The 23,629-nt window shown below is 56.4% G+C and carries 23 protein-coding genes; 8 read left to right on the top strand and 15 right to left on the bottom strand.

From position 1 onward, the window contains the following. Positions 1-98: 98 nt before the first annotated feature. Positions 99-1,547: a tRNA uracil 4-sulfurtransferase ThiI gene (thiI, locus tag L3068_RS04830; RefSeq protein ID WP_117581160.1), complete on the bottom strand. Its 1,449-nt coding sequence runs from the start codon at positions 1,545-1,547 to the stop codon at positions 99-101. A 191-nt stretch (positions 1,548-1,738) separates the two neighbouring features. On the opposite strand from thiI, the gene xseB reads away from it, so the two are divergent. From xseB to L3068_RS04810, 4 genes are all read left to right on the top strand, one after another. Continuing rightward, complete coding sequence (xseB, locus tag L3068_RS04825; protein WP_008503331.1) at positions 1,739-1,981, top strand: exodeoxyribonuclease VII small subunit; 243 nt, start codon at positions 1,739-1,741, stop codon at positions 1,979-1,981. Further along, positions 1,982-2,881, top strand: a complete 900-nt coding sequence (gene ispA, locus L3068_RS04820) for a (2E,6E)-farnesyl diphosphate synthase (RefSeq protein WP_014882763.1) — start codon at positions 1,982-1,984, stop codon at positions 2,879-2,881. Positions 2,882-2,905: 24 nt separating this feature from the next. Then, positions 2,906-4,768: a 1-deoxy-D-xylulose-5-phosphate synthase gene (gene dxs / locus L3068_RS04815; protein WP_023332229.1), complete on the top strand. Its 1,863-nt coding sequence runs from the start codon at positions 2,906-2,908 to the stop codon at positions 4,766-4,768. Positions 4,769-4,830: 62 nt separating this feature from the next. Beyond that, positions 4,831-5,805, top strand: coding sequence for an aldo/keto reductase (locus tag L3068_RS04810; protein WP_014882761.1), 975 nt, complete (start codon positions 4,831-4,833; stop codon positions 5,803-5,805). A 62-nt stretch (positions 5,806-5,867) separates the two neighbouring features. Here L3068_RS04810 and thiL read toward each other — a convergent pair whose 3' ends face one another. The 5 genes from thiL to nrdR form a co-directional block, all read right to left on the bottom strand. Then, positions 5,868-6,839 carry a thiamine-phosphate kinase gene (gene thiL, locus L3068_RS04805; RefSeq protein WP_048997285.1) on the bottom strand — a complete coding sequence of 324 codons (972 nt, stop codon included), beginning with the start codon at positions 6,837-6,839 and terminating at the stop codon, positions 5,868-5,870. Between the two features lie 77 nt (positions 6,840-6,916). Continuing rightward, positions 6,917-7,336: a transcription antitermination factor NusB gene (gene nusB, locus L3068_RS04800; RefSeq protein WP_014882759.1), complete on the bottom strand. Its 420-nt coding sequence runs from the start codon at positions 7,334-7,336 to the stop codon at positions 6,917-6,919. Positions 7,337-7,357: 21 nt separating this feature from the next. Beyond that, positions 7,358-7,828, bottom strand: coding sequence for a 6,7-dimethyl-8-ribityllumazine synthase (gene ribH / locus L3068_RS04795; protein WP_014882758.1), 471 nt, complete (start codon positions 7,826-7,828; stop codon positions 7,358-7,360). Positions 7,829-7,915: 87 nt separating this feature from the next. Beyond that, the gene (gene ribD, locus L3068_RS04790; protein ID WP_032637351.1) at positions 7,916-9,019 is read right to left on the bottom strand and encodes a bifunctional diaminohydroxyphosphoribosylaminopyrimidine deaminase/5-amino-6-(5-phosphoribosylamino)uracil reductase RibD; all 1,104 of its coding nucleotides are present in this window, start codon (positions 9,017-9,019) and stop codon (positions 7,916-7,918) included. 4 nt (positions 9,020-9,023) lie between these two features. Continuing rightward, positions 9,024-9,473 carry a transcriptional regulator NrdR gene (nrdR, locus tag L3068_RS04785; protein ID WP_008503337.1) on the bottom strand — a complete coding sequence of 150 codons (450 nt, stop codon included), beginning with the start codon at positions 9,471-9,473 and terminating at the stop codon, positions 9,024-9,026. A gap of 152 nt (positions 9,474-9,625) precedes the next feature. Between nrdR and L3068_RS04780 the strand changes: the two genes are divergently transcribed. Together L3068_RS04780 and L3068_RS04775 are read left to right on the top strand one after the other, a co-directional pair. Next, complete coding sequence (locus L3068_RS04780) at positions 9,626-10,165, top strand: SadB/YajI family lipoprotein (protein ID WP_045269310.1); 540 nt, start codon at positions 9,626-9,628, stop codon at positions 10,163-10,165. A 270-nt stretch (positions 10,166-10,435) separates the two neighbouring features. Beyond that, the gene (locus tag L3068_RS04775) at positions 10,436-11,320 is read left to right on the top strand and encodes a nucleoside-specific channel-forming protein Tsx (RefSeq protein WP_014882755.1); all 885 of its coding nucleotides are present in this window, start codon (positions 10,436-10,438) and stop codon (positions 11,318-11,320) included. A gap of 144 nt (positions 11,321-11,464) precedes the next feature. On the opposite strand, the gene L3068_RS04770 is transcribed toward L3068_RS04775, so the two are convergent. The 7 genes from L3068_RS04770 to queA form a co-directional block, all read right to left on the bottom strand. Next, complete coding sequence (locus L3068_RS04770) at positions 11,465-12,145, bottom strand: helix-turn-helix transcriptional regulator (protein ID WP_117581162.1); 681 nt, start codon at positions 12,143-12,145, stop codon at positions 11,465-11,467. Between the two features lie 14 nt (positions 12,146-12,159). Then, complete coding sequence (locus L3068_RS04765; RefSeq protein ID WP_014882753.1) at positions 12,160-12,525, bottom strand: VOC family protein; 366 nt, start codon at positions 12,523-12,525, stop codon at positions 12,160-12,162. Positions 12,526-12,667: 142 nt separating this feature from the next. Next, entirely contained in the window at positions 12,668-13,639 is a 972-nt protein-coding gene (gene secF / locus L3068_RS04760) for a protein translocase subunit SecF (RefSeq protein ID WP_014882752.1), read from the bottom strand. Between the two features lie 10 nt (positions 13,640-13,649). Continuing rightward, positions 13,650-15,497: a protein translocase subunit SecD gene (gene secD, locus L3068_RS04755; RefSeq protein WP_071890803.1), complete on the bottom strand. Its 1,848-nt coding sequence runs from the start codon at positions 15,495-15,497 to the stop codon at positions 13,650-13,652. Between the two features lie 27 nt (positions 15,498-15,524). Further along, the gene (gene yajC, locus L3068_RS04750) at positions 15,525-15,857 is read right to left on the bottom strand and encodes a preprotein translocase subunit YajC (RefSeq protein WP_000007630.1); all 333 of its coding nucleotides are present in this window, start codon (positions 15,855-15,857) and stop codon (positions 15,525-15,527) included. A 22-nt stretch (positions 15,858-15,879) separates the two neighbouring features. Next, a complete protein-coding gene (tgt, locus tag L3068_RS04745) occupies positions 15,880-17,007 on the bottom strand; it encodes a tRNA guanosine(34) transglycosylase Tgt (protein ID WP_117581164.1) in 1,128 nt (375 codons plus the stop codon). Between the two features lie 53 nt (positions 17,008-17,060). After that, positions 17,061-18,131 (bottom strand): tRNA preQ1(34) S-adenosylmethionine ribosyltransferase-isomerase QueA, encoded by a 1,071-nt coding sequence (gene queA, locus L3068_RS04740; protein ID WP_014882750.1) that lies wholly within the window; start codon positions 18,129-18,131, stop codon positions 17,061-17,063. Positions 18,132-18,223: 92 nt separating this feature from the next. On the opposite strand from queA, the gene acpH reads away from it, so the two are divergent. Together acpH and L3068_RS04730 are read left to right on the top strand one after the other, a co-directional pair. After that, positions 18,224-18,805 carry an ACP phosphodiesterase gene (gene acpH, locus L3068_RS04735; RefSeq protein WP_032637355.1) on the top strand — a complete coding sequence of 194 codons (582 nt, stop codon included), beginning with the start codon at positions 18,224-18,226 and terminating at the stop codon, positions 18,803-18,805. Between the two features lie 126 nt (positions 18,806-18,931). Next, entirely contained in the window at positions 18,932-19,534 is a 603-nt protein-coding gene (locus tag L3068_RS04730) for a peroxiredoxin (RefSeq protein ID WP_008503347.1), read from the top strand. A 43-nt stretch (positions 19,535-19,577) separates the two neighbouring features. Here the strand turns inward: L3068_RS04730 and L3068_RS04725 are convergent, their stop codons facing one another. Together L3068_RS04725 and L3068_RS04720 are read right to left on the bottom strand one after the other, a co-directional pair. Next, positions 19,578-20,963, bottom strand: a complete 1,386-nt coding sequence (locus tag L3068_RS04725; protein WP_117581166.1) for a DUF3999 family protein — start codon at positions 20,961-20,963, stop codon at positions 19,578-19,580. Then, complete coding sequence (locus tag L3068_RS04720; protein WP_117581168.1) at positions 20,960-23,581, bottom strand: DUF2339 domain-containing protein; 2,622 nt, start codon at positions 23,579-23,581, stop codon at positions 20,960-20,962. The genes L3068_RS04725 and L3068_RS04720 overlap by 4 nt, the downstream gene beginning before the upstream one ends. Between the last annotated feature and the right edge of the window lie 48 nt (positions 23,582-23,629).

Here is a 23,629-nt window from a genome sequence, read left to right as displayed (position 1 = left end):
CAAAACGGCAACCAAAGGTTGCCGTTTTTTATGTTTTCTCCCTCTCCCCGCGGGAGAGGGCCGGGATGAGGGCATCAGGCCGCATTCCCGGGCAAAAACTACGGGCGATACACCTTCACATTCGCAAAGCCCTGCTCGCGCAGATACAGTGCCTGCAGGCGGCTCATCACCCCACGCTCACACCACAGCAGATACGTTTTGCTCTGGTCGAGATCGCCAAATTTGGTGCTCAGCTTGTAGAACGGCAGCGACACCACTTCAACGCCTTCCACCTGCAGCGGCTTGTCGTCCTGCTCATCAATAGAGCGGATATCCAGAATCGCATCGTTAGGGCCGAAACCGCTTACGGTTTCCACTTCGACGACGTCCTGCTCGGTCTGCTGGGCGATTTCGCGGATATCAATATTGGACGCTTCCGCCACCACTTTATCCAGTATGCTGAAATCGAAGTGCTCTTCTTCGGCTTCGATCTTCGCCTTCACCGCTTTGACGGTCGGGCTTTTTGAGATCACACCGCAGTATTCCGGCATGGTACGGGCAAAATCTTCGGTGCCGATTTCACGTGCCAGATCGATGATGTGCTCTTTATCGTGGGAGATCAGCGGACGCAGGATCAGCGTATCAGAGACGTTGTCGATCAGACGCAGGTTGGTCAGCGTCTGGCTGGAGACCTGCCCCAGCGCTTCGCCGGTGACCAGCGCCTGCACGCCGTAGCGCTCAGCCACTTTGGATGCCGCACGTACCATCATGCGCTTCAGGATAACGCCCATCTGGCCGTCGTCCACTTTCTCAAGAATTTCGCCCACCACCGGCTCGAAGTTGATCGCCACAAAACGCACGCGGTGGGAGCTGCCGAAACGGTTCCACAGGTAGTGCGCGACCTGGCGAACACCGATTTCATGCGCCGCACCGCCCAGGTTAAAGAAGCAGTAATGGACGCGACAGCCGCGGCGCATCAGCATATAGCTGGAAACGCCGGAGTCGAAGCCGCCGGAGATCAGAGACAAGACATCTTCCTGGGTGCCGATCGGGAAACCGCCGATACCTTCATAACGCCCTTTCACCAGCAGCAGGCGATCGTTTTCGATCTCCAGGTTAACCGTCACGTCCGGGTGCGTCAGACGCACGCGCGCAGACTCGACGTGCTGGTTCAAACCGCCGCCAACATAACGTTCCACTTCAATGGAGCTGAATTCGTGCTTACCGCGACGTTTCACGCGTACGCAGAAGGTTTTGCCTTCGATCTGATCGCGGTACTGAACCAGCGCTTTCTCGAAGATATCGTGCATATCGCTGAACGGGACGTCTTCCACTTCCAGAATATGGTGGATCCCCGGAATACGGGTCAGCGCGTCGCGAATATCCTGACGTTTGTTTTCGTCTTTCGCACGGACTTCAACGTGGTCCCAGTGGCGCACCACGGCGAGCGTTTCGTCGTAGTGCTTTAATACGTTACGAATGTTCCCGGTGAGAATTTTAATAAAGCGCAAACGCACAGATTGGCTTTTGATGGTGATTTCAGGGAACAATTTAATGATAAACTTCATGGCGGCAATGTTTCTTAGGCAAGCGTATTAAGGCTTGTAATGGAAAAGAGTACAGCAGCCCACACCCGTGGCTGCATCCAGGCGCGCAAGTATACCACCATCGCGCCGCTCCTGTGCACATTGCGCGTTATTTGCTTATCCGCCCGAGTCCGTTACCATGTCGGGGCGAAGAATATAAGAGTCAATTCACTATGCCGAAGAAGAACGACGCACCGGCCAGTTTCGAAACTGCGCTGAGTGAACTGGAGCAAATCGTTACCCGTCTTGAAAGCGGCGATCTCCCGCTGGAAGAGGCGCTCAACGAATTCGAACGTGGCGTGCAGCTGGCGCGACAGGGGCAGGTCAAACTGCAGCAGGCCGAGCAGCGCGTGCAGATCCTGCTTTCCGACAGCGAAGACGCGAAAACTACGCCTTTCACACCGGACGCCGAGTAAATGGATTTTGCCAACGAGCTTCAGGCGCGTGTAGTTCGCGCCAACGACGCCCTGCGCCGTTTTATTGCACCACAGCCTTTTCAGAACACTCCTCTGGTTGAGGCCATGCACTATGGCGCACTCTTGGGTGGAAAGCGCCTGCGCCCGTTCCTGGTGTACGCCACAGGCAATATGTTTGGTATCAGCGATAACACGCTGGACGCCCCGGCTGCCGCCGTTGAGTGCATCCATGCCTATTCGCTGATCCACGATGATTTACCGGCGATGGACGACGACGACCTGCGTCGCGGTCAACCTACCTGCCATATCAAGTTTGGCGAAGCGAATGCCATTCTGGCGGGCGATGCCCTGCAAACGCTGGCGTTCTCTATTTTGAGCGATGCGCCGATGGCGGAAGTGGCTGACCGTGACCGCCTGGCAATGATTTCCGAACTGGCGATGGCCAGCGGCGTGGCCGGCATGTGCGGCGGACAAGCGCTGGATCTTGAAGCGGAAGGACGTCAGGTTAATCTGGAACAGCTGGAGCGTATTCATCGCCACAAAACCGGGGCATTGATTCGTTCTGCCGTTCGCCTGGGCGCGCTGAGCGCGGGTGAACAAGGGCGCAAAGCCTTGCCGACGCTGGACAGATACGCAGAAAGTATCGGTCTGGCATTCCAGGTTCAGGATGACATTCTGGATGTGGTGGGCGATACTGCAACATTGGGTAAACGTCAGGGTGCGGACCAGCAGCTTGGCAAAAGTACCTACCCCGCCCTGCTGGGTCTTGAGCAAGCCCAACGTAAAGCCCGGGATCTGATTGACGATGCCCGCCAGTCGCTAAATGTACTGGCCGCACAATCGCTGGATACCTCGGCACTGGAAGCGCTAGCGGACTATATAATCCAGCGTGATAAATAAACTATATATCTCGATGAGCCTTTGATGAGTTTTGATATTGCCAAATACCCGACACTGGCGTTAGTTGACTCCACCCAGGAGTTGCGTCTGTTGCCGAAAGAGAGCCTGCCGAAGCTGTGCGACGAGCTGCGTCGCTACCTGCTCGACAGCGTAAGCCGCTCAAGCGGCCATTTCGCCTCCGGGCTTGGCACGGTAGAACTGACCGTGGCGCTGCACTATGTCTATAACACGCCGTTCGATCAGCTTATCTGGGACGTGGGCCACCAGGCCTATCCGCACAAAATTCTGACCGGACGTCGCGATAAAATTGGCACCATTCGTCAGAAAGGTGGCCTGCATCCGTTCCCGTGGCGCGGTGAGAGCGAGTATGACGTGCTGAGCGTCGGCCACTCCTCCACCTCCATTTCTGCGGGCATCGGTATTGCCGTTGCCGCCGAAAAAGAGAATAAACAGCGCCGCACCGTCTGCGTGATTGGTGACGGTGCTATCACCGCCGGGATGGCCTTTGAGGCCATGAACCATGCGGGTGATATCAAACCGGACATGCTGGTTATCCTCAACGATAACGAAATGTCGATTTCCGAGAACGTCGGTGCGCTGAACAACCATCTGGCGCAGCTGCTTTCCGGTAAGCTTTACTCCTCGCTGCGTGAAGGCGGTAAAAAAGTCTTTTCCGGCGTACCGCCGATTAAAGAGCTGCTCAAGCGCACCGAAGAACACATCAAAGGCATGGTCGTGCCGGGTACGCTGTTTGAAGAGCTGGGCTTTAACTATATTGGCCCGGTTGACGGCCATGACGTGCTGGGCCTGGTCACCACTCTCAAGAACATGCGTGACCTGAAAGGCCCGCAGTTCCTGCATATCATGACCAAAAAAGGGCGTGGATACGAACCGGCGGAAAAAGATCCGATCACCTTCCACGCGGTACCAAAATTCGACCCGTCCAGCGGCTGTCTGCCAAAAAGCAGCGGCGGTATGCCGAGCTATTCCAAAATCTTCGGCGACTGGCTATGTGAAACCGCCGCGAAAGACAACAAGCTGATGGCGATCACCCCGGCCATGCGTGAAGGCTCCGGCATGGTGGAATTCTCCAGAAAATACCCTGACCAATATTTTGACGTGGCGATTGCCGAGCAGCATGCGGTGACGTTCGCAGCGGGCCTGGCCATTGGCGGCTACAAGCCGGTGGTCGCTATCTATTCTACCTTCCTGCAGCGCGCCTACGATCAGGTGATCCATGACGTGGCCATCCAGAAGCTGCCGGTACTGTTTGCGATAGACCGTGCGGGCATCGTCGGCGCTGACGGTCAGACGCACCAGGGCGCATTCGATCTGTCGTTCCTGCGCTGTATTCCGGATATGGTCATCATGACGCCAAGCGACGAAAACGAATGTCGTCAGATGCTGTTTACCGGTTATCACTATCAGGATGGCCCTAGTGCGGTGCGCTACCCACGCGGCAATGCGTTGGGCGTTGAGCTGAAACCCCTGGAAAAACTGACGATCGGTAAAGGTCTGGTGAAACGTCGCGGTGAGAAAGTGGCGATCCTGAACTTCGGTACGCTGATGCCAGAAGCTGCGAAGGTCGCTGAAACGCTAAACGCTACCCTGGTGGATATGCGCTTCGTGAAGCCGCTCGACGAATCTCTGATTTTGAATTTGGCCGAGACGCATGACGTGCTGGTCACCCTGGAAGAAAACGCCATCATGGGCGGTGCGGGAAGCGGCGTGAACGAGGTGCTGATGGCAAACCGCAACGTCGTGCCGGTGTTGAACCTCGGCCTGCCGGATCATTTCATTCCTCAGGGTACCCAGGATGAAGCCCGTGCGGCTATTGGCCTGGACGCCGCCGGTATTGAAGCCAAAATCCGCGCCTGGCTGGACTAATCCCTCCCCTTTTTCGCTCCTGCTATGCTTAAACGTATTGTTTAAACAGCAGGAGCGGAACCATGCAATACACCACATTAGGAAAAACCGACCTTAAGGTTTCCCGGCTTTGCCTGGGCTGTATGACTTTTGGCGAGCCCGAACGAGGGAACCACGCCTGGACGTTGCCGGAAGAGAGTAGCCGTCCGATTATTAAACGCGCTATCGAGGGCGGCATTAACTTCTTCGACACCGCCAACAGCTACTCCGACGGCAGCAGCGAGGAGATTGTCGGTCGTGCCCTGCGTGACTTTGCGCGTCGGGATGACATTGTGGTCGCCACCAAGGTGTACTACCCGTCAGGTGACCTGACTCAGGGCCTTTCTCGCGCGCAGATCCTGCGCTCTATTGATGACAGCCTTAGACGCCTGAACATGGATTACGTCGACCTGCTGCAAATTCACCGCTGGGATTACAACACGCCGATCGAGGAGACGCTTGAAGCGCTCAACGAGGTGGTGAAAGCCGGTAAAGCTCGCTATATCGGCGCGTCGTCTATGCATGCGTCGCAGTTTGCACAGGCGCTGGATCTCCAGGCGCAGCACGGCTGGGCGCGTTTTGTCACCATGCAGGATCACTACAACCTGATCTATCGTGAAGAAGAACGTGAGATGCTGCCACTGTGCTATCAGGAGGGCGTGGCGGTGATCCCGTGGAGCCCGCTGGCGCGCGGACGTTTAACCCGTCCATGGGGGGAAACCACGGCTCGTCTGGTCTCAGATGAAGTCGGAAAAAATCTCTATGACGGTACAGAAGCCAGCGATGCGTTAATTGCCGAACGCTTAGCCGGGATTGCCGACGATACGGGAGCCACCCGCGCACAGGTGGCGCTGGCGTGGCTGCTGAGTAAGCGCGGGGTCGCGGCACCGATTATTGGGACGTCCAGGGAAGAACAGCTGGATGAACTGCTGAGTGCAGTGGATTTATCCCTGACGCCGGAGCAGATTGCCGAGCTCGAAACGCCGTATCAGCAGCATCCGGTGGTGGGGTTTAAATAAGCACCCTCTTTTGTAGGCCGGGTAAGGCGGAGCCACCACCCGGCAATACAGAGCGCACAAAATTAACTGAAGTGATCGTACCCTTTCCAGTCGAGCGTGACCGGGGTACCGTCCTGCACAAACTTCAGCCCTTCGCTCTCCGGCATGATCTGCCCGATGCAGGTAAATTTCGCGCCGAGATGCGCTAACGCCACATCCAGCGTGCCACGGTTCAGCTCAGGTACCGTGAAGCACAGTTCGTAATCCTCACCACCGGAAAGCGCCCAGCGCAGGGCCTGCTCAGGCTCCACGTGGCGAAGCAGTTGCTCTGATAGCGGGAACAGATCCAGGTCGATGCGCGCGCCCACGCCGCTGGCCTTCAAAATATGGCCAAGATCGGAGATCAGCCCGTCGGAGAGATCGATAGCCGAGCTTGCCCGTTCCCGTAGCGCCTGCCCATGCAGAATACGCGGGGTGGGTCGCAGATGGCGTTTCACCAGATACGCCGCGTCGTCAGCATCCTTCACGGTCAAGCGATCCTGAAGAATAGCCAGCCCCGCAGCGCTGTCTCCCGGTGTACCGGTCACGTAGATCCAGTCACCTGGTTTTGCGCCCGAGCGTTTGAGCGCCCGACCGAGGGGCACATAGCCATGGATCGCCAGCGTCATCGACAGCGGCCCGGCAGTAGTATCACCGCCAATCAGCTGCATATCGTAGTAGTTCAGCTGTTCAAACAGCGCATCGCTAAAGGCTTCAAGCCAGGTTTCATCGACCTCGGGCAGCGTCAGGGCCAGCGTTAGCCATGCCGGATCGGCACCCATCGCGGCCAGATCGCTGACGTTGACCGCCAGCGCTTTATACGCCAGATCGGCAGGATCGATATCGGGTAAAAAATGACGTCCGCACACTAAGGTGTCGGTGCTGATTGCCAGCGTCTGTTTTTCGGGAATATTGAGAAGTGCACAGTCATCGCCAATGCCGGTTTCAACATCAAGACGAGAGGTTCTGACACGGTCGAAATAACGGGCAATCAGGGAGAATTCGCCGCATGCCATACGTTATGCCTCAGCAAATAAAAGAAAAAACCGGAGCCGCACTGCCCGTCAGGCAATGCAGGACTCCGGTTTGCGGATCACTTTTTGTGGGGACGGATCGCAGGTGCAGCTTTATCAAGAACGCCGTTAACAAATTTGTGGCTGTCTTCAGCGCCAAAGGTTTTTGCCAGTTCGATCGCTTCGTTGATGGCCACTTTGTACGGCACATCATCACGTTTAGACAGCTCAAACAGCGCGATACGCAACACTGCTTTTTCCACCTGACCCAGTTCTTCGAGCAGACGGGACAGGTATGGCTTCATCAGACCATCGAGATACGCGCTATTAGTCGCCACTCCCGACAGCAGTTCACGGAAGTACAGAACATCGACGTCTTTCACGTCCTGTTCTGACAGGAACTGGTACTCAACATCGGCGATGTCGTTGTGGGACAACTGCCAGGAGTAAAGTGCCTGAACGGCACATTCACGGGCGCGGCGACGAGCAGCAGGTTTCACGGAATTCCCCTTACAAAAAAATCAGGCCTTGATGGCTTTCAATACATTGATCATTTCAAGCGCGGTCAGTGCAGCTTCTGCACCTTTGTTACCGGCTTTGGTGCCAGCACGTTCGATGGCTTGTTCAATACTTTCGGTGGTCAGCACGCCGAACGCGACAGGAATTTCAGCATCCTGCGCAACGTGTGCCAGACCATTGCTTGCACCGCCCGCAACGTATTCGAAGTGCGCAGTGCCGCCACGAATAACAGTACCCAGCGCGATCACCGCGTCGTATTTACCGGTTTTCGCCAGCGCGCCCGCTGCCAGTGGCAGCTCGTAAGCGCCTGGAACCCAAACAACGGTAATGTTCTCATCTTTCACCTGACCGATACGTTTCAGGGCGTCAATCGCACCTTCCAGCAGGCTGTCGTTGATGAAGTTGTTGAAACGCGCAATGGTGATGGCGACGCGAGCGTCCGGGGTAGCTACAGCAGCTTCAATAATGTTCATACTCTTCCTTTACGGGTTCATTTGGCCCCGCAGGGGGGCGGATTTTATCATAATACTTTGCGCACTGCTTCCCTATTTCAGGAGCAATTACGCTGTCGTTAAATGGAGGCAGACATCCGGGCCTACAGGACGAATCTCGCTGAATGTGAGTTGCGGTGCGTCGGCCAGTTTTTCAAGGCCAGGCAGCACAAACAGGCCGCGCGCGTCGTGGCCTAACAGTTTAGGCGCAACGTATACAATCAGTTCATCCACCAGCCCGGCCTGCAACAGCGCACCCGCGAGCGTGGGTCCCGCTTCTACCCAGATGCTGTTCACCTGCTGCTTGCCGAGCAGCATCATCAGCACCACTAAGTCGAGGCGACCGTTGTGCTCAGGTACCATAATGCTACGCACGCCCTCTGGCCATTCGCGCGTATCTTCTTTGGTACGGGCAATCCAGGTTTCACCCGGCTGCTGCACGATGCGATGTTCCGGCGTTATGCGGTTCTGGCTATCAATGACAATACGCAGCGGCTGACGCAGGTTCTCCTGCGGGTAAAGCGCCTGAGTATCGGCATTCAGTTCGTCCCAGCGCACGGTCATAGCCGGATCGTCAGCCAGAACGGTTTCACTGCTGGTGAGGATAGCATGGCTTTGCGCGCGAAGACGTTGCACATCGCGCCTTGCCTGGGGCGAGGTGATCCACTGGCTTTCACCGTTTGCCATCGCCGTACGACCGTCCAGCGAGGCGCCCAGCTTAAGCTGGATATACGGGAACCCGGTGCGCATGCGCTTCAGAAAGCCTTTGTTGATCGCTTCGGCGTCCTGCATCATCAGCCCATGACTGACGTCAATGCCTTCCTGCTGCAGGCGATACAGACCGCGTCCGGCTACCTGCGGATTCGGATCCTGCATCGATGCCACCACGCGGGAAACCCCCGCAGCAATCAGCGCGTCGCAGCACGGTGGGGTACGCCCGTGGTGGCTGCAGGGCTCCAGCGTCACGTAGGCGGTGGCACCGCGCGCCTTCTCGCCTGCCATCCGCAACGCATGGACCTCGGCGTGCGGCTCGCCGGCACGATAGTGGAACCCCTCCCCCACGATCTCGCCATCTTTAACGATCACGCACCCGACGTTCGGATTGGGATGGGTAGTAAAACGCCCGCGCTGCGCCAGCTTCATGGCTCGCGCCATGTAAATCTCATCCTGCATGAGCTTAATCCTGTAAGCGGGCGATCTCTTCGCCAAACTCTTTGATATCTTCGAAACTGCGGTAGACAGAGGCGAAGCGGATATAGGCGACCTTATCGAGCTTTTTCAGCTGCTCCATCACCAGGTTGCCGATCATCTTGCTTGGCACCTCGCGCTCGCCCAGACCACGAAGATAAGATTTTATGTGGTTTAACGCCATTTCGACGTCATCCGCGCTGACGGGACGTTTTTCCAGGGCCTTCAGCATCCCGCTACGCAGCTTCTCTTCGTTAAACGGCTCGCGCACATCGTTACTTTTTACCACGCGCGGCATTACCAGCTCAGCAACCTCAAAGGTCGTAAAACGCTCGTTGCACACCAGACACTGCCGACGACGGCGTACGGATGACCCTTCGCCTACAAGACGCGAGTCGATGACTTTGGTATCCACAGCGGAGCAGAATGGGCAATGCATACGGTATCCCTGTTATCCGGTTAACTGAGTTTCATTTTACCCTGATCTGGCCTGACAACAAAGGAAGAGCTTTTTGAGACAAAGGATCTATGTCTGACGGCACGTTGCTGGCTACCATTAGGGAGATCCGTTATTTCAAGGAAATAAACGCTATGACAAGACGTTACCTGAGAATTTTACTGGTGGGGAGCCTCTTCACCCTCAGTGCCTGTGCACAGCAAACCGAAGTCCGTCAGATGAAACAGAGTGTGAATACACTTAATACGGCGATGGACAAACTGAACAAAGAAACGGTGAAGATCACCCAGCAAAACGCGCTGAACGCCAAATCCAGCAGCGGGGTATACCTGCTGCCTGGCGCGAACACACCTGCGCGGCTGAATAGCCAGATTGGCACGCTGAAAATGTCGCTGGTCAATGTGGCAGCGAATGCAGATGGTACGCGCGCAACATTGCGCATTCAGGGAGAATCCAACGATCCGCTGCCCGCTTTTAGCGGCACCGTTGAGTGGGGACAGATCCAGGGCACGACGGACAATTACCAGGAAGTGAACGTGAAGAACCAGCTCTTCACCGCCCCGGCCAGCGTTTTAGCGCCCAGTGATGTGGATATTCCGCTGCAGTTAAGCGGCCTTACGCCAGAACAGTTAGGCTTTATCCGCATTCACGACATCCAACCCGCCGCGCAGTAAACCCTTCCTTCTGAGCGGAGTGAAATGTCACTCCGCTAACATTTACATTTCGTATGGATTGGCAACATAAATGATTGCCGCTACAATCCCGGCCGTTTAAAGTACGCAAACGTGAACGCAATCGATTACGCGTGTGAGAGATATGTGAAACAACACATATTTTTGTGAGCAAGGATTCCTATAATAGGCTCCGCAGAAACACGAAATATTTAGAAACGCAATTCGCGCATTTTTCACTCCCGGAAGGGAATTTCAATCAGTGGCATGATTATGAAAAAAACATTACTCGCAGCTGGCGCCGTGCTGGCACTGTCCTCCTCTTTCACTGTTAACGCAGCGGAAAACGACAAACCACAATATCTCTCCGACTGGTGGCACCAGAGCGTTAACGTGGTTGGTAGCTATCACACCCGTTTCGGACCACAGATCCGCAACGATACCTACCTGGAATACGAAGCATTCGCCAAGAAAGACTGGTTTGATTTCTACGGCTACATGGATGCTCCGGTCTTCTTCGGCGGTAACACCGATGCAAAAGGTATCTGGAACCACGGTTCTCCGCTGTTTATGGAAATCGAACCACGCTTCTCTATCGACAAGCTGACCGGTACCGATCTGAGCTTTGGTCCGTTCAAAGAGTGGTACTTCGCAAACAACTACATCTACGATATGGGCCGCAACAAGTCCGGTCGTCAGAGCACCTGGTACATGGGTCTGGGTACGGACATCGATACTGGCCTGCCAATGAGCCTGTCCCTGAACGTATATGCTAAGTACCAGTGGCAGAACTACGGTGCGGCAAACGAAAACGAGTGGGACGGCTACCGTTTCAAAGTGAAATACTTTGTGCCAATCACTCAGCTGTGGGGCGGCAACCTGAGCTATATCGGCTTCACCAACTTTGACTGGGGCTCAGACCTGGGCGATAACGACTTCCGCGATCTGAACGGTAAGAAAGCACGTACCAATGATTCTATCGCGTCCAGCCACATCCTGGCGCTGAACTACGATCACTGGCACTATTCCGTGGTTGCGCGTTACTGGCACAACGGTGGTCAGTGGAACGACGATGCCAGCCTGAACTTCGGCAACGGCGATTTCAGCGTTCGTTCTACCGGTTGGGGTGGTTACCTGGTCGTGGGTTACAACTTCTAACCCGTGCGGGACTGTGCGGGCTGATGCCCTCACCCTGCCCCTCTCCCACAGGGAGAGGGAACAAATACTAAAAACGGCAACATACGTTGCCGTTTTGCTTTTACCTCGCCGCCGGGCAAAAAAGCCAGCTCAAGAGCTGGCTTTTTATTGCTTAACCTTGCGCAAAAAATCCGCCAGAGACCTGTCCGCACTTTCGCTAAACCGTCTCTCCGTCTGCACGATATTGAGACATCTGTCGAGCCGGAAACAGCGATAGTCATCGCGCCGTTCACACCACGCCGCCAGCAGCCAACGCTCTCCCCAGAAGAACAAGCCCAGCGGCTGAACCTCACGCTTTGAAAGCTTCCCGGCTTCATCACGGTAATGCAACGCCAGCACGTGCTGGGCGGAAATTGCCTGATGAATCATGTCAAAATCGCTGCGGGAGTGGCTTTGCATGCAGAAATCCGGGGCATAAATCCGCGTCTGCTCCGCCTTTCGACGACTCTCCTCAGGCAGGATCGCCAACACTTTCTCCTGGGCCGACTCCAGCTCGCGCGACAGCGATTCTCCTCCCCAGGTCTTGAGCAGGCGAATTGCGACGATCAGCGCCTCAGACTCCTTATTTGTCAGCATCAGAGGCGGCAGATCAAAACCCGACATCAGCCGGTATCCGCTTCCCGCTTCGCCTTCCACCGGCACGCCGGAAAGCGACAGATCGCGGATATCGCGGTAGACCGTGCGCTCGGAGACGCCAAGCCTGTCCGCCAGATGCGCTGCCGTCGTCAGACGCCTGCCCCGCAGGATCTGCACAATCTGAAACAAACGGTCAGCGCGTCGGGTCATATCGTATTACGCTCTCAGGCAGGTTGATGGAGGCCGACGCGGTTACCTTCGCTGTCGATAAACAAAGCAATGGTGCCAATACCATCCGGCAGTTCCAGCGGGCCAAACACGCACTCGCCGCCCGCGGAGGCAATGCGATCGAGCGTAGCCGTCAGGTTATCCGTATGCAGATAGATAATAGCGCCCTGCTGCGACGGCGAAACGCCCTCAAATTTTGCCAGCGCGCCGCCGGTGGCCGGATCGTCATGCGGGAATACCGCGAGCTCTGCCATGTCCATTTTCTCACGTCTCAGCTGTACCTGCATGACTGGCTCATAAAATTTGATGGCGCGATCCATATCTACCACGGGAATTTCAAACCAGTTAATCACACTTTTCATACATCCTCCTGACTGTTGTTTGGGTTCGAAAAGAGTCTACGACAGGGCTCCTGACAGCATACTGTCAGGAGTGTTTGTCAGGAGCAGATAAAAAAAATCCCGGTCAACCGACCGGGATTTCGATAACACGCTATTCGACGCCTTACGGCAGAATGGACGGCTGATCCGCCCCTTCTTTCTCAACCTTCTGCTGGAGCAGGTGCTCGCGCTTCATGCCGAGTTTCAGTGCCAGTGCGGATGCGACGTAGATAGACGACGCCGTACCGATGGAGACACCAATCAGCATGGTCAGCGAGAAGCCTTCCAGTACCGGGCCACCGAACAGGAACAGCATCAGGATCACCATCAAAGTGGTACCGGAGGTGATCAGGGTACGGTGCAGCGTCTGGGTCAACGACACGTTAAAGATTTCGTACGGCGTACCGCGACGGATCTTACGGAAGTTTTCACGGATACGGTCAGATACCACGATACTGTCGTTCAGTGAGTAACCGATAACGGACATCAGGGATGCCACGATGGTCAGGTCAACCTCAATGTGGAACAGCGACAGAACCCCCATGGTGATCACCACGTCGTGCGCCAGGGCGATAACCACCCCGGCCGCCAGTCGCCACTCGAAGCGGAAACCGACGTACACCAGGATGGAGATCAGCGCCACCAGCAGCGCCATTGCACCGGTCTGAGCCAGGTCCGCACCCACGCTCGGGCCGACAAACTCAATACGCTTGACCGCCGCGTTCTGGCTGGTTGTTTCGTTAATCACGTTAACAACCTTACTGCCCAGCTCCTGGCTGCCGTTAGCATCGTGTACCGGCGGCATACGCACCATGATGTCACGGCTGCTGCCGAAGTTCTGCAGCAGCGGCTCTTCAAAGCCCGCTTTCTGCAGAGACAGACGCATCTGGTCCATATCGACCGGTTTTTCCAGGGAGATCTCGATAACCGTACCACCGGTGAAATCCAGACCCCAGTTAAAGCCTTTCACGCCCATAACGACGATGGACAGAATCAGCAGTAAACCTGAAATGCCGAAGGCCCAGTAGTCCCAGCGCATAAAGTCCCAGACTTTACGGCCATGGTTCAATTGTTCAACAGTATATTCCTGTGCCACAACGCACTCCTCAGATAGACAGCTTTTTGACGCGCTTGCCGCCGTACAGCAGGTTCACGATGGCACGGGTGCCGACAATAGCGGTAAACATTGACGTTGCGACACCGATACCGGTAGTAATCGCAAAGCCTTTGATCGCGCCAGTACCCACTGCATACAGGATAAGAACCTTAATCAGTGTTGTTACGTTCGCATCGAAAATAGAGCTGAACGCGCCTTTATAACCTTCGTCAATCGCCTGCTGAACAGAGCGACCGTTGCTCAACTCTTCTTTGATACGTTCGTTAATCAGTACGTTGGCGTCGACCGCCACCGCAAGGGTCAGAACGATACCCGCAATCCCCGGCATGGTCAGCGTCGCCCCTGGCAGCAGGGACATAATGCCGATGATCAGCACCAGGTTGGCGACCAGCGCACTGGTCGCAATCAGACCAAACTTCTTATAGAAGAAGATCATGAAGAGGATAGAGACCACCAGACCGGCCAGACACGCTTCCAGACCCTGTTGGATGTTCTGCATCCCCAGCGTTGGACCAATGGTACGTTCTTCAACAATCTGAATTGGCGCAATCAGCGCACCGGCACGCAGCAGCAGAGAGAGCTGACGCGCTTCGTTCGGGTTGCTAATACCGGTAATACGGAAGCTGTTACCCAGACGAGACTGGATATTGGCGATGTTAATCACCTCTTCCTCTTTCACCAGCACTGCACGACCGTTGGCATCTTTCTTACCGCTGTCTTTGTACTCCACGAACAGGGTGGCCATCGGTTTACCGATGTTATCCTTGGTGAAGTTAGACATGATGTTACCACCCGCGCTATCCAGCGAGATGTTAACCTGCGGCTGGTTGTATTCGTCCTGGCTGGAAGTGGAGTCGGTAATATGGTCACCGGTCAGAATGACGCGTTTGTACAGCACAACAGGCTGACCTTCGCGGGTCTGTTTCACTTCGGAGTCACCCGGAATACGGCCTGCGGCAGCAGCGGACTGATCGACGTTAGAGTTAACCAGACGGAATTCCAGCGTTGCGGTCGCACCCAGAATCTCTTTCGCACGCGCAGTGTCCTGAATACCCGGCAGTTCAACCACGATACGGTCAGCACCCTGACGCTGTACCAGCGGCTCAGCCACGCCCAGTTGGTTTACACGGTTACGCAGAATGTTGATGTTCTGCTGAACGGCATATTCACGCGCTTCTTTCAGACGCGCATCGGTCATCACCGCGCGCAGCTGGTTGCTGCCCTGAGAGGTGATCACCAGGTCACGGTGACGTTGGGTCAGGTAATCTACAGCCTGATCGCGCGCCGCACTGTCGCGGAACGTGATGCTCATGCCGTAGTTATCTTCTTTACGCACGGTAGTGTACGGGATGCCTTTGTCGCGCAGATCGCTGCGCAGGCTGTCGATATTCTGTTCCTGCAGCTTGCCGAGCGCGGTATCCATATCCACTTCCATCAGGAAGTGAACACCACCACGCAGGTCAAGACCCAGTTTCATCGGCTCTGCGTTCAGCGCAGCCAGCCAACGCGGGGTTGCAGGAGCAAGGTTAAGCGCCACGACATATTTGTCACCCAGCACGCCCATCAGCGCTTCGCGAGCGCGGAGCTGCGTGTCGGTGGTGTCGAAGCGAGCAAGAATTGCACCCTCTTCCAGAGCCACAGACTTAGCGGTAATTTTTTCTTCTTGTAACGTTTTCTGGACCTGGATCAGCGTTTGCTCACTGGCGGCGACACCGCGCGCGCCAGTGATTTGAACGGCCGGATCCTCACCATACAGGTTGGGAAGCGCGTACAGCAGGCCGACGAGAATCACGACGACCAGCATGATGTACTTCCACAAAGGATAACGGTTTAACACGGCAGTTCCCTTTGGGAAAAGTTGGGATTACAGCGCCTTCATGGTGCCTTTCGGCAGAACGGCAGCTACGAAGTCACGTTTGATAACCACTTCAGTGGTGTCGTTCAGGGCGATTGCAATGTAGCCACTTTCAGCCACTTTGGTTACGCGACCGACCAGACCACCGTTGGTCAGCACTTCATCGCCTTTCGCGATGGAGTCCATCAGCTTTTTGTGCTCTTTGGTACGCTTCTGCTGTGGGCGGAGGATCATGAAGTAGAAGATCAGACCGAACACAACCAGCATCAAGATCAGAGACATCGGGCTGCCCTGCGCCGGAGCACCTGTTGCCGCTACCGCATCAGAAATAAAAAAGCTCATTCAAATTCCCTCATTATTAAAATTAATCAACGTTCAACGGTGGAACATCCCGCCCCTGACGTTGGTAGAAATCGGCCACGAAGCTCTCTAATTTACCCTCTTCGATAGCCTTACGTAAACCAGCCATTAAGCGCTGATAATAACGAAGATTATGAATGGTATTGAGACGCGCGCCCAAAATCTCGTTGCAACGATCGAGATGATGCAGATACGCGCGGGAATAATTGCGACAGGTATAGCAATCGCACTCGGAATCGAGCGGGCTGGTGTCACTCTTATGCTTCGCGTTACGGATTTTCACCACGCCGTCAGTCACGAACAGATGACCGTTACGTGCGTTACGGGTTGGCATGACGCAGTCGAACATATCGATGCCGCGACGTACGCCTTCCACCAGATCTTCTGGTTTACCCACACCCATCAGGTATCGTGGTTTATCCGCCGGGATTTGCGGGCAGACATGCTCCAGAATGCGGTGCATATCTTCCTTCGGCTCACCCACAGCCAAACCGCCGACAGCGTAGCCATCAAAACCTATCTCTACCAGACCTTTAACGGAGATATCGCGTAAATCTTCGTAAACGCTGCCCTGGATAATGCCGAACAGCGCATTTTTGTTCTGCAGGGAGTCAAAACGGTCGCGGCTACGCTTCGCCCAACGCAGAGACATCTCCATAGAGCGTTTCGCGTAGTCCCAGTCAGCCGGGTATGGCGTACATTCGTCGAAGATCATCACGATGTCAGAACCGAGATCGTACTGAATCTCCATCGACTTTTCTGGATCGAGGAAAATCGGATCGCCGTTGATCGGGTTACGGAAGTGAACGCCCTGCTCGGTGATCTTGCGGATATCCCCCAGGCTGAAGACCTGGAAACCGCCGGAATCGGTCAGGATTGGGCCTTTCCACTGCATGAAGTCGTGCAGGTCACCGTGCAGCTTCATGATCTCCTGACCCGGGCGCAGCCACAGGTGGAAGGTGTTACCGAGGATAATCTGTGCGCCAGTGGCTTCAACTTCTTCCGGCGTCATCCCTTTTACGGTGCCGTACGTACCCACAGGCATAAACGCGGGGGTTTCCACCACGCCGCGATCAAACACCAGACGACCGCGACGCGCGCGGCCATCGGTGGTATCGAGTTCAAATTTCATTTTTTCTCCGACGTCAGAAAAACAGTCCAACGTTGTCATACGGTGCCGCGGACTTATTCCCCGACACGCTCATTCAAAGCCTGCGGATTGTACGTGATAAACATCGCGTCCCCGTAGCTAAAAAAGCGATATTTTTGTTCTACCGCAGACTTGTAAGCATTCATCGTATGCTGATAACCCGCAAACGCGGAAACCAGCATAATCAGCGTCGATTCAGGCAGATGGAAGTTGGTCACCAGCGCATCAATGACTTTGTACTGGTAGCCCGGGTAGATAAAGATCTGCGTATCGCCAAAGAACGGCTCGATGAGACCCGTTTTCGCGGCCTGTGCAGCGCTCTCCAGCGAACGGACTGAAGTCGTGCCTACCGCAACCACGCGGTTTCCGCGCGCTTTCGCCGCCAGCACCGCGTCCACCACCTCTTGAGGCACTTCGGCATACTCAGAGTGCATGATGTGGTCTTCAATGCTGTCTACGCGCACCGGCTGGAACGTACCCGCGCCGACGTGCAGCGTCACGAACGCCATCTCAACGCCCTTCGCGCGCAGTTTTTCCAGCAGCGGTTCATCAAAGTGCAGGCCTGCCGTCGGCGCCGCGACCGCGCCAGGTTTCTGGCTGTAGACGGTCTGGTACAGCTCGCGATCGGCCTCTTCGTCCGGGCGTTCAATATACGGCGGCAGCGGCATATGGCCGATGGCGTTAAGGATATCGAGGACCGTGCGCTCGTCCTGGAATTCAACCTCAAATAGCGCGTCGTGACGCGCGGTCATGGTCGCTTTAATGCTCTCGTCATCGCCCAGCAGCAGTTCTGCGCCCGGCTTCGGCGCTTTAGAGGCGCGAATATGTGCCAGAATACGTTTATCATCGAGCATACGTTCGACCAGCACTTCAATCTTGCCGCCGCTGGCCTTACGGCCAAACAGACGCGCCGGGATCACGCGGGTGTTGTTAAAGACCAGCAGATCGCCAGGGTTGAGCTTGTCGAGCAAATCGGTGAAAGTACCGTGCGTCAGCTCGCCCGTTGGCCCATCCAGCGACAGTAAGCGACAGCTGCTGCGCTCAGGCATGGGATAGTGAGCAATCAGGGATTCAGGTAGTTCAAAGGAGAAATCGGCGACGCGCATGACGTATACTCGTGACTTAAAAACAGGCGGCATAGTCTAGTGCTCACACCCTTTTGCTGCAACAATTAGCCGCCCCCGGACAAATAAAACGCATGAATTTTCTCGCTCACCTGCATCTCGCTCACCTCGCTGACAGCTCCCTTTCCGGCAATCTGCTGGCCGATTTCGTGCGCGGCAACCCTGCAGAAGACTATTCCCCTGAGGTTGTCGACGGCATCTTTATGCACCGCCGCATTGATGTCATCACCGATAACCTGCCCGAGGTCACGGAAGCCAAAGCGTGGTTCCGCCCTGAGACGCGCCGCGTTGCGCCGATCACGCTGGATGTGATGTGGGACCATTTCCTGTCTCGCCACTGGGAACAGCTCTCCCCGTCGCTACCGTTGCCAGAGTTTGTGCGCTACGCCCATGCACAGGTGTCGGTCATTTTGCCCGACTCACCGCCGCGCTTTGTTAATCTGAACAACTATTTGTGGTCAGAACGCTGGCTGGAGCGCTATGGTGAGATGGATTTTATCCAGAACGTCCTGAATGGCATGGCCAGCCGCCGGCCGCGTCTGGATGCGCTGCGTGACTCCTGGTATGACCTGGATGCACACTATGACGCGCTGGGGACGCAATTCTGGCAGTTCTATCCGCGCATGATGGCGCAAGCGAAAAACAAACAGCTGTGACAGATTTACATTGATAGGTAAAAGCTGGCGGAACGATTGTCACCACCTCTTTGTCTTATCCATGAACACTCTCTATACTGGCTCGCGTTGCGTTCCAAATAACCTTAGTATCTACAGGAGAATCATATGGTTCTGGTAACTCGTCCGGCTCCGGATTTTACAGCTGCAGCAGTTCTGGGCAACGGTGAAATCGTTGAAAACTTCAACTTCAAACAGCACACCAACGGTAAAGCGACCGTTCTGTTCTTCTGGCCAATGGACTTCACCTTCGTTTGCCCGTCTGAGCTGATCGCCTTCGACAAACGTTATGAAGAATTCCAGAAGCGTGGCGTGGAAGTGGTTGGCGTCTCCTTCGACTCTGAATTTGTACACAACGCATGGCGTAACACCCCTGTCGACAAAGGCGGCATCGGTGCGGTGAAATACGCAATGGTTGCGGACATCAAACGCGAAATCCAGCAGGCTTACGGTATCGAACATCCGGACGCTGGCGTTGCACTGCGCGGTTCTTTCCTGATCGACGCAAACGGCATCGTTCGTCACCAGGTAGTGAACGATCTGCCGCTGGGTCGTAACATCGACGAAATGCTGCGCATGGTTGACGCGCTGCAGTTCCACGAAGAGCACGGCGAAGTGTGCCCGGCTCAGTGGGAAAAAGGTAAAGAAGGTATGGCTGCTTCCCCAGACGGCGTAGCAAAATACCTGTCTGAGAACGTATCCAGCCTGTAATCGGCACGGTTTACGAAGAAGGCCCGCACATGCGGGCCTTTTTTTATGCTTTACGCTGCGTCTCTCGCCAGATACGCCAGGCCATGAGCGCCAGCAGGATCACGCCCACAATCAGCACGCTCCACACCAGCAGCGCGTTCATCCGGCTCTCCTGCTCGCCCGCAGAAGTGGCGGTTAAACGCGCCTCACCGCCCAACGCGACATCATCCACAATATCGGCCTGCGGCAGATTCGCCATATCATAGGTTTTGCGCAGGTCGGCGGGGATCAGCATGTCTGGCTCCAGGTTTGCTGGTTTTGCCGCCCCGTTTCCCCAGGCGAGCACGTACGGTGCTTTCCCCTGCGCGTTAAACACCAGATCAACGCGGTCGCGATGCCCTATGACGTTCGGAAGGTATTCAGGCAGACGCGCATTCAGCGTCGTGATTTTTACCGCCTGGACCCGCTCTCCGTTAAGCGAAACCGGCGCAGACGTTTTGCCCTCCAGGCGGTAAAGAACCTCTTTTTTCAGGGGGTGCCATGTGTCTTTTTCCGTACTTCGCCACGCGATCTCCACGGGCAGAACGCCGTCGCCATTCAGCAAGAAGCTGACCGCGCTCAATGGCTGCGGGTGCGCCCAGTGCCACTGCGCTTCGCTTGTCGATAGCTGTTCCCCTTCCCCCTCCAGGTCGATCGCTTCCGGAGCCATCTGCGCAGGGGCGCTAATCGCGTTTACGCCGGTCAAGGTCATGCCCTGGCTCTGCGTATTCAGCACCACCATGAGATAGCGATTCGCATCAGGAGATAAAACCGTATCGGTATCGATCCGATCGAGCTTAAGGCGATCCTGGCCACTGACGACGTCCAGCAAGGGCATATCCTCGCGTAGGGTATACCAGCGCTTCAAATCCTCGCTGTAATAGACCGACGCCGTTCCCTGCCACGACGTCTGAGGGGGATTCCAGAGCAGCTGCAGCTGGGATATAGCCATCTCACCCGTCGCCTGCTCTGGCAAGGTCAGCAGATAATGTTGCCCGGCCACGGCAGCTTTCTGCCCTTCGAGCACAATCTCAACGCCATTTCCGGAACGGAGCAGGATCTTATTGCTATCACCGGCATCTGGCGCCGCGGCAAGCGGTGAGGCGTCCAGAGGAAAAAGACGCAGCACCGTGGATTGCGCCACCACCTGCGGGCGCGTCGCGGTGACCAGGCTGAAGGGAACCGGCTCACCCGACTGATTAAAGACGCGGACATCGTCCAGATTCGGGGAGGTGCTCTGTTCATAGACGGCGAGCGGCAGCAATACCCGATACCACTGGGAAGGAACCGACGTTTCCAGTGAACGACCAAAGGCATAATCCCGCGGCGATTCCGTTTGTATCTCGTCGCAGAACGCCATGCCCGATAGCGCCAGCAGCGTGGTACAGACTACCGCTTTCATCCATTTCATTTTTCATCTCCAGTTTTAGGCGGTAGTGGCGAGAAATACCCCACGATCAGGACCAGTATCGCCACGCCGATAAACGCCACGGCACGGGACAGGCCGCCTCCGCCTGCGCTGTCCACCAGCATCAGTTTAACCATCACGACCCCCAGCAAGGCGGCCCCGCAGAGCCACTCCTGGCGGGAGGCCCGGCGGGTAGCATGGACCATGGCCACCAGCGCGATCAGCATCCAGAACAGGGCAAACGTGGTCTGAATAAGCCGCGAATCCCACAGCGACGCCATATTCCAGGCCACATCCCCATACCAGGCCAGAGCGCGCATCAGCGCCCCGTTAAGCCACCAGAAGCCAAACGCCATGATAGCAACGGCAGGCCACGGGCGAGCCTGAGCAAGCAACGCGGGATAGTAGCGATCCACTGCCCGATAAAAGACCACCAGCCCCAGCAGCGCGAATGCCGCGCCTTCCTCAAGCGGGTTCACCAGCGGCAGCCAGATTTGCCGGTAAACGACGCCGTCCTGGAAATTGGTCACGACCAGCAGCACCAGCAGCGCCACGACGACAGGGATCGGCGCCAGGCAGGTATAGAGCGCAGGCCACTCCCCGAACGGCCACGCGCGGCGACGCACCGCCGCGGAAAGCGCCATTATCACGCCGCCCCCAGCCGCCATCGCCAGTCCACTGCCCCACGCCGCCATGCCCCACGGTAGCGCGCGAGCAAACCAGTAAAGCTCAGCCGCCAGCGCCAGTAAAATCATCCAGCAAAGCGTCAGGTGCAGCCCCATCGCGATGCGCGGCAGTAGTCTTTCACCGTCACGTCGCAGCAGCATCAATGCGGCAGGAAGTGCAATGCACCAGGCCAGATTTGACCAGCCAGCGGCAACGATCTGCTGATGCGAAAGCTGGTAAACCACCATCACCAGCATCAGTGGCCACAGCAGCCATTTGCTGGCATCCAGCTCCCGCCACGCCAGACGAGCGGCAGCCTGGCGCCAGCCCCAGACCGAGACGGCCGAGAGCGCCAGCACGCCTGCCAGAACAGGTAATTCTTGTTTCAGCACCCGTTGCGAGGCACCCAATAGCGCCACGATCCAGAACAACAGGCCGCCTGCCAACAACGCCCAACTGACCGGCAGAACACTTTTGCGCCATAGCCACGCCGCAGCCAGCCAGCAAAGGCTGAGGATGGCGAAGATAAGGAGAAGGCTCAGCGACGTCACGCCGTCCATTTGCGCCCACAGCGCGCTGCCGAGTGCCAGCACCAGCAGCGCCGTCCCGCTATAGCTCATACGACGCTGGTTCTGCTGCATGCCCAGCCAGAGGATACCCAGCCCCTCCAGCGCCCAGGCCATCGCCGTCCAGCGCGCCGAGAGTGCCAGCGGAATGGCGAGCGTAGCGAACCCGCCGCCGATGGCCAGCGCCGCCATGACCAGTGGTCGTCCGATGGACGGATAGCGCCGCAGCGCGAGGAACGCAAGGGAAAGATAAAATGCCCCATATCCGAGCGCGCTCAGCGCCGGGCCATATTCCCAGTGCCGGGTCATGCCGTACTGCATCCCGAAGCCAATCAGCGGCGGAGCAAACAGCAGTACGCCGTCAATAATCTGTTTCCCTTTTTCCTGCGCCCGCAGCGACAGCGCCACGCACAGCACGCCGAATATCAGCGTATTGGCAATCAGGAACAGCTGGCACACCCAATAGTGTTCAGGCTGATAGTCGCTCAGCCCCCAGAGGCCACCCACGCCAAACGTAAAAAGCAGACCGAGCAGATTGAGCTCGCGCCAGTGCTGCCAGATGCTGATGGCGAGAATACCGATGGAAAGCAGGAGATAGAAAGAGAACAGCGCCACAAAGTTGCCGCCTCCGGTAGACAGGAGCAGCGGTGCCAGATACCCGCCGAGGCTCGCCAGCATGGCCAGGCTCAAGGCCTTTTGCAGCACGGCCAGCCCGACGCTCGCGGCGCAAATCGCTACCAGCAGCGCAAAAGCCAGCGTCATCGGCAACATTTGCCAGAGCCGGAAGGCACCAAAGACCGTCAGGTAAAGAATGCCCGTCGCCCCACCCTGTAAGATAAGCGCATAAACCGGCTGCTTATGCCGCAGTCGCCAGCCAATCGCCAGCAGAACGATGGCAAACAGCGCCGTCGCCACCAGGCGCAACTCAAGCGGGAACAGGGAATGTTCTACGGTATAGCGCAGCAGGAAAGAGAGACCGAGGAAAAGCAGCAGGATCCCCAGCTTCGCCAGCGGATTTCCCTGCATAAACCAGCGCACCAGCGACGTCAGTATGCCGCCAAAGACGGATGGCTGTTTTGCCGCAGGGGCAGGAGCGGAAACGGGAGCGGGTTCAGCCCTGGGCACGCGGGCGTCCGGACGCCAGGGGTCGACACGTGCGGGAGTGTGCTCCACCACTGGCGCGGTCACAACCACCGGCGCGGCGGTCTTCGCCGTCTCCGGCGCTATCTCAGCGGCACCACGCTGCTCAAGCGCTTCAATACGCTGGCGAAGCCTGGCGATCTCCTGCCGCGCCGCCGTGCTCCGATTAAAGCCAATAACCGCAAGCACGGGCGCAACCACCAGCGCAAAAACCAGTAACAAACAGCCAAGGATGTAGAGCTCGTCCATGTTTCCACCTTCACCGTAAACTATTCGTTAAGATTGACACAAATCGTT

It is taken from the genome of Enterobacter cloacae complex sp. ECL414 (genome assembly GCF_021869685.1).
GTDB lineage: Bacteria > Pseudomonadota > Gammaproteobacteria > Enterobacterales > Enterobacteriaceae > Enterobacter > Enterobacter kobei.
Note: the sequence above shows the minus strand (reverse complement) of the source record. Positions and strands in the feature narration are given on the sequence as shown.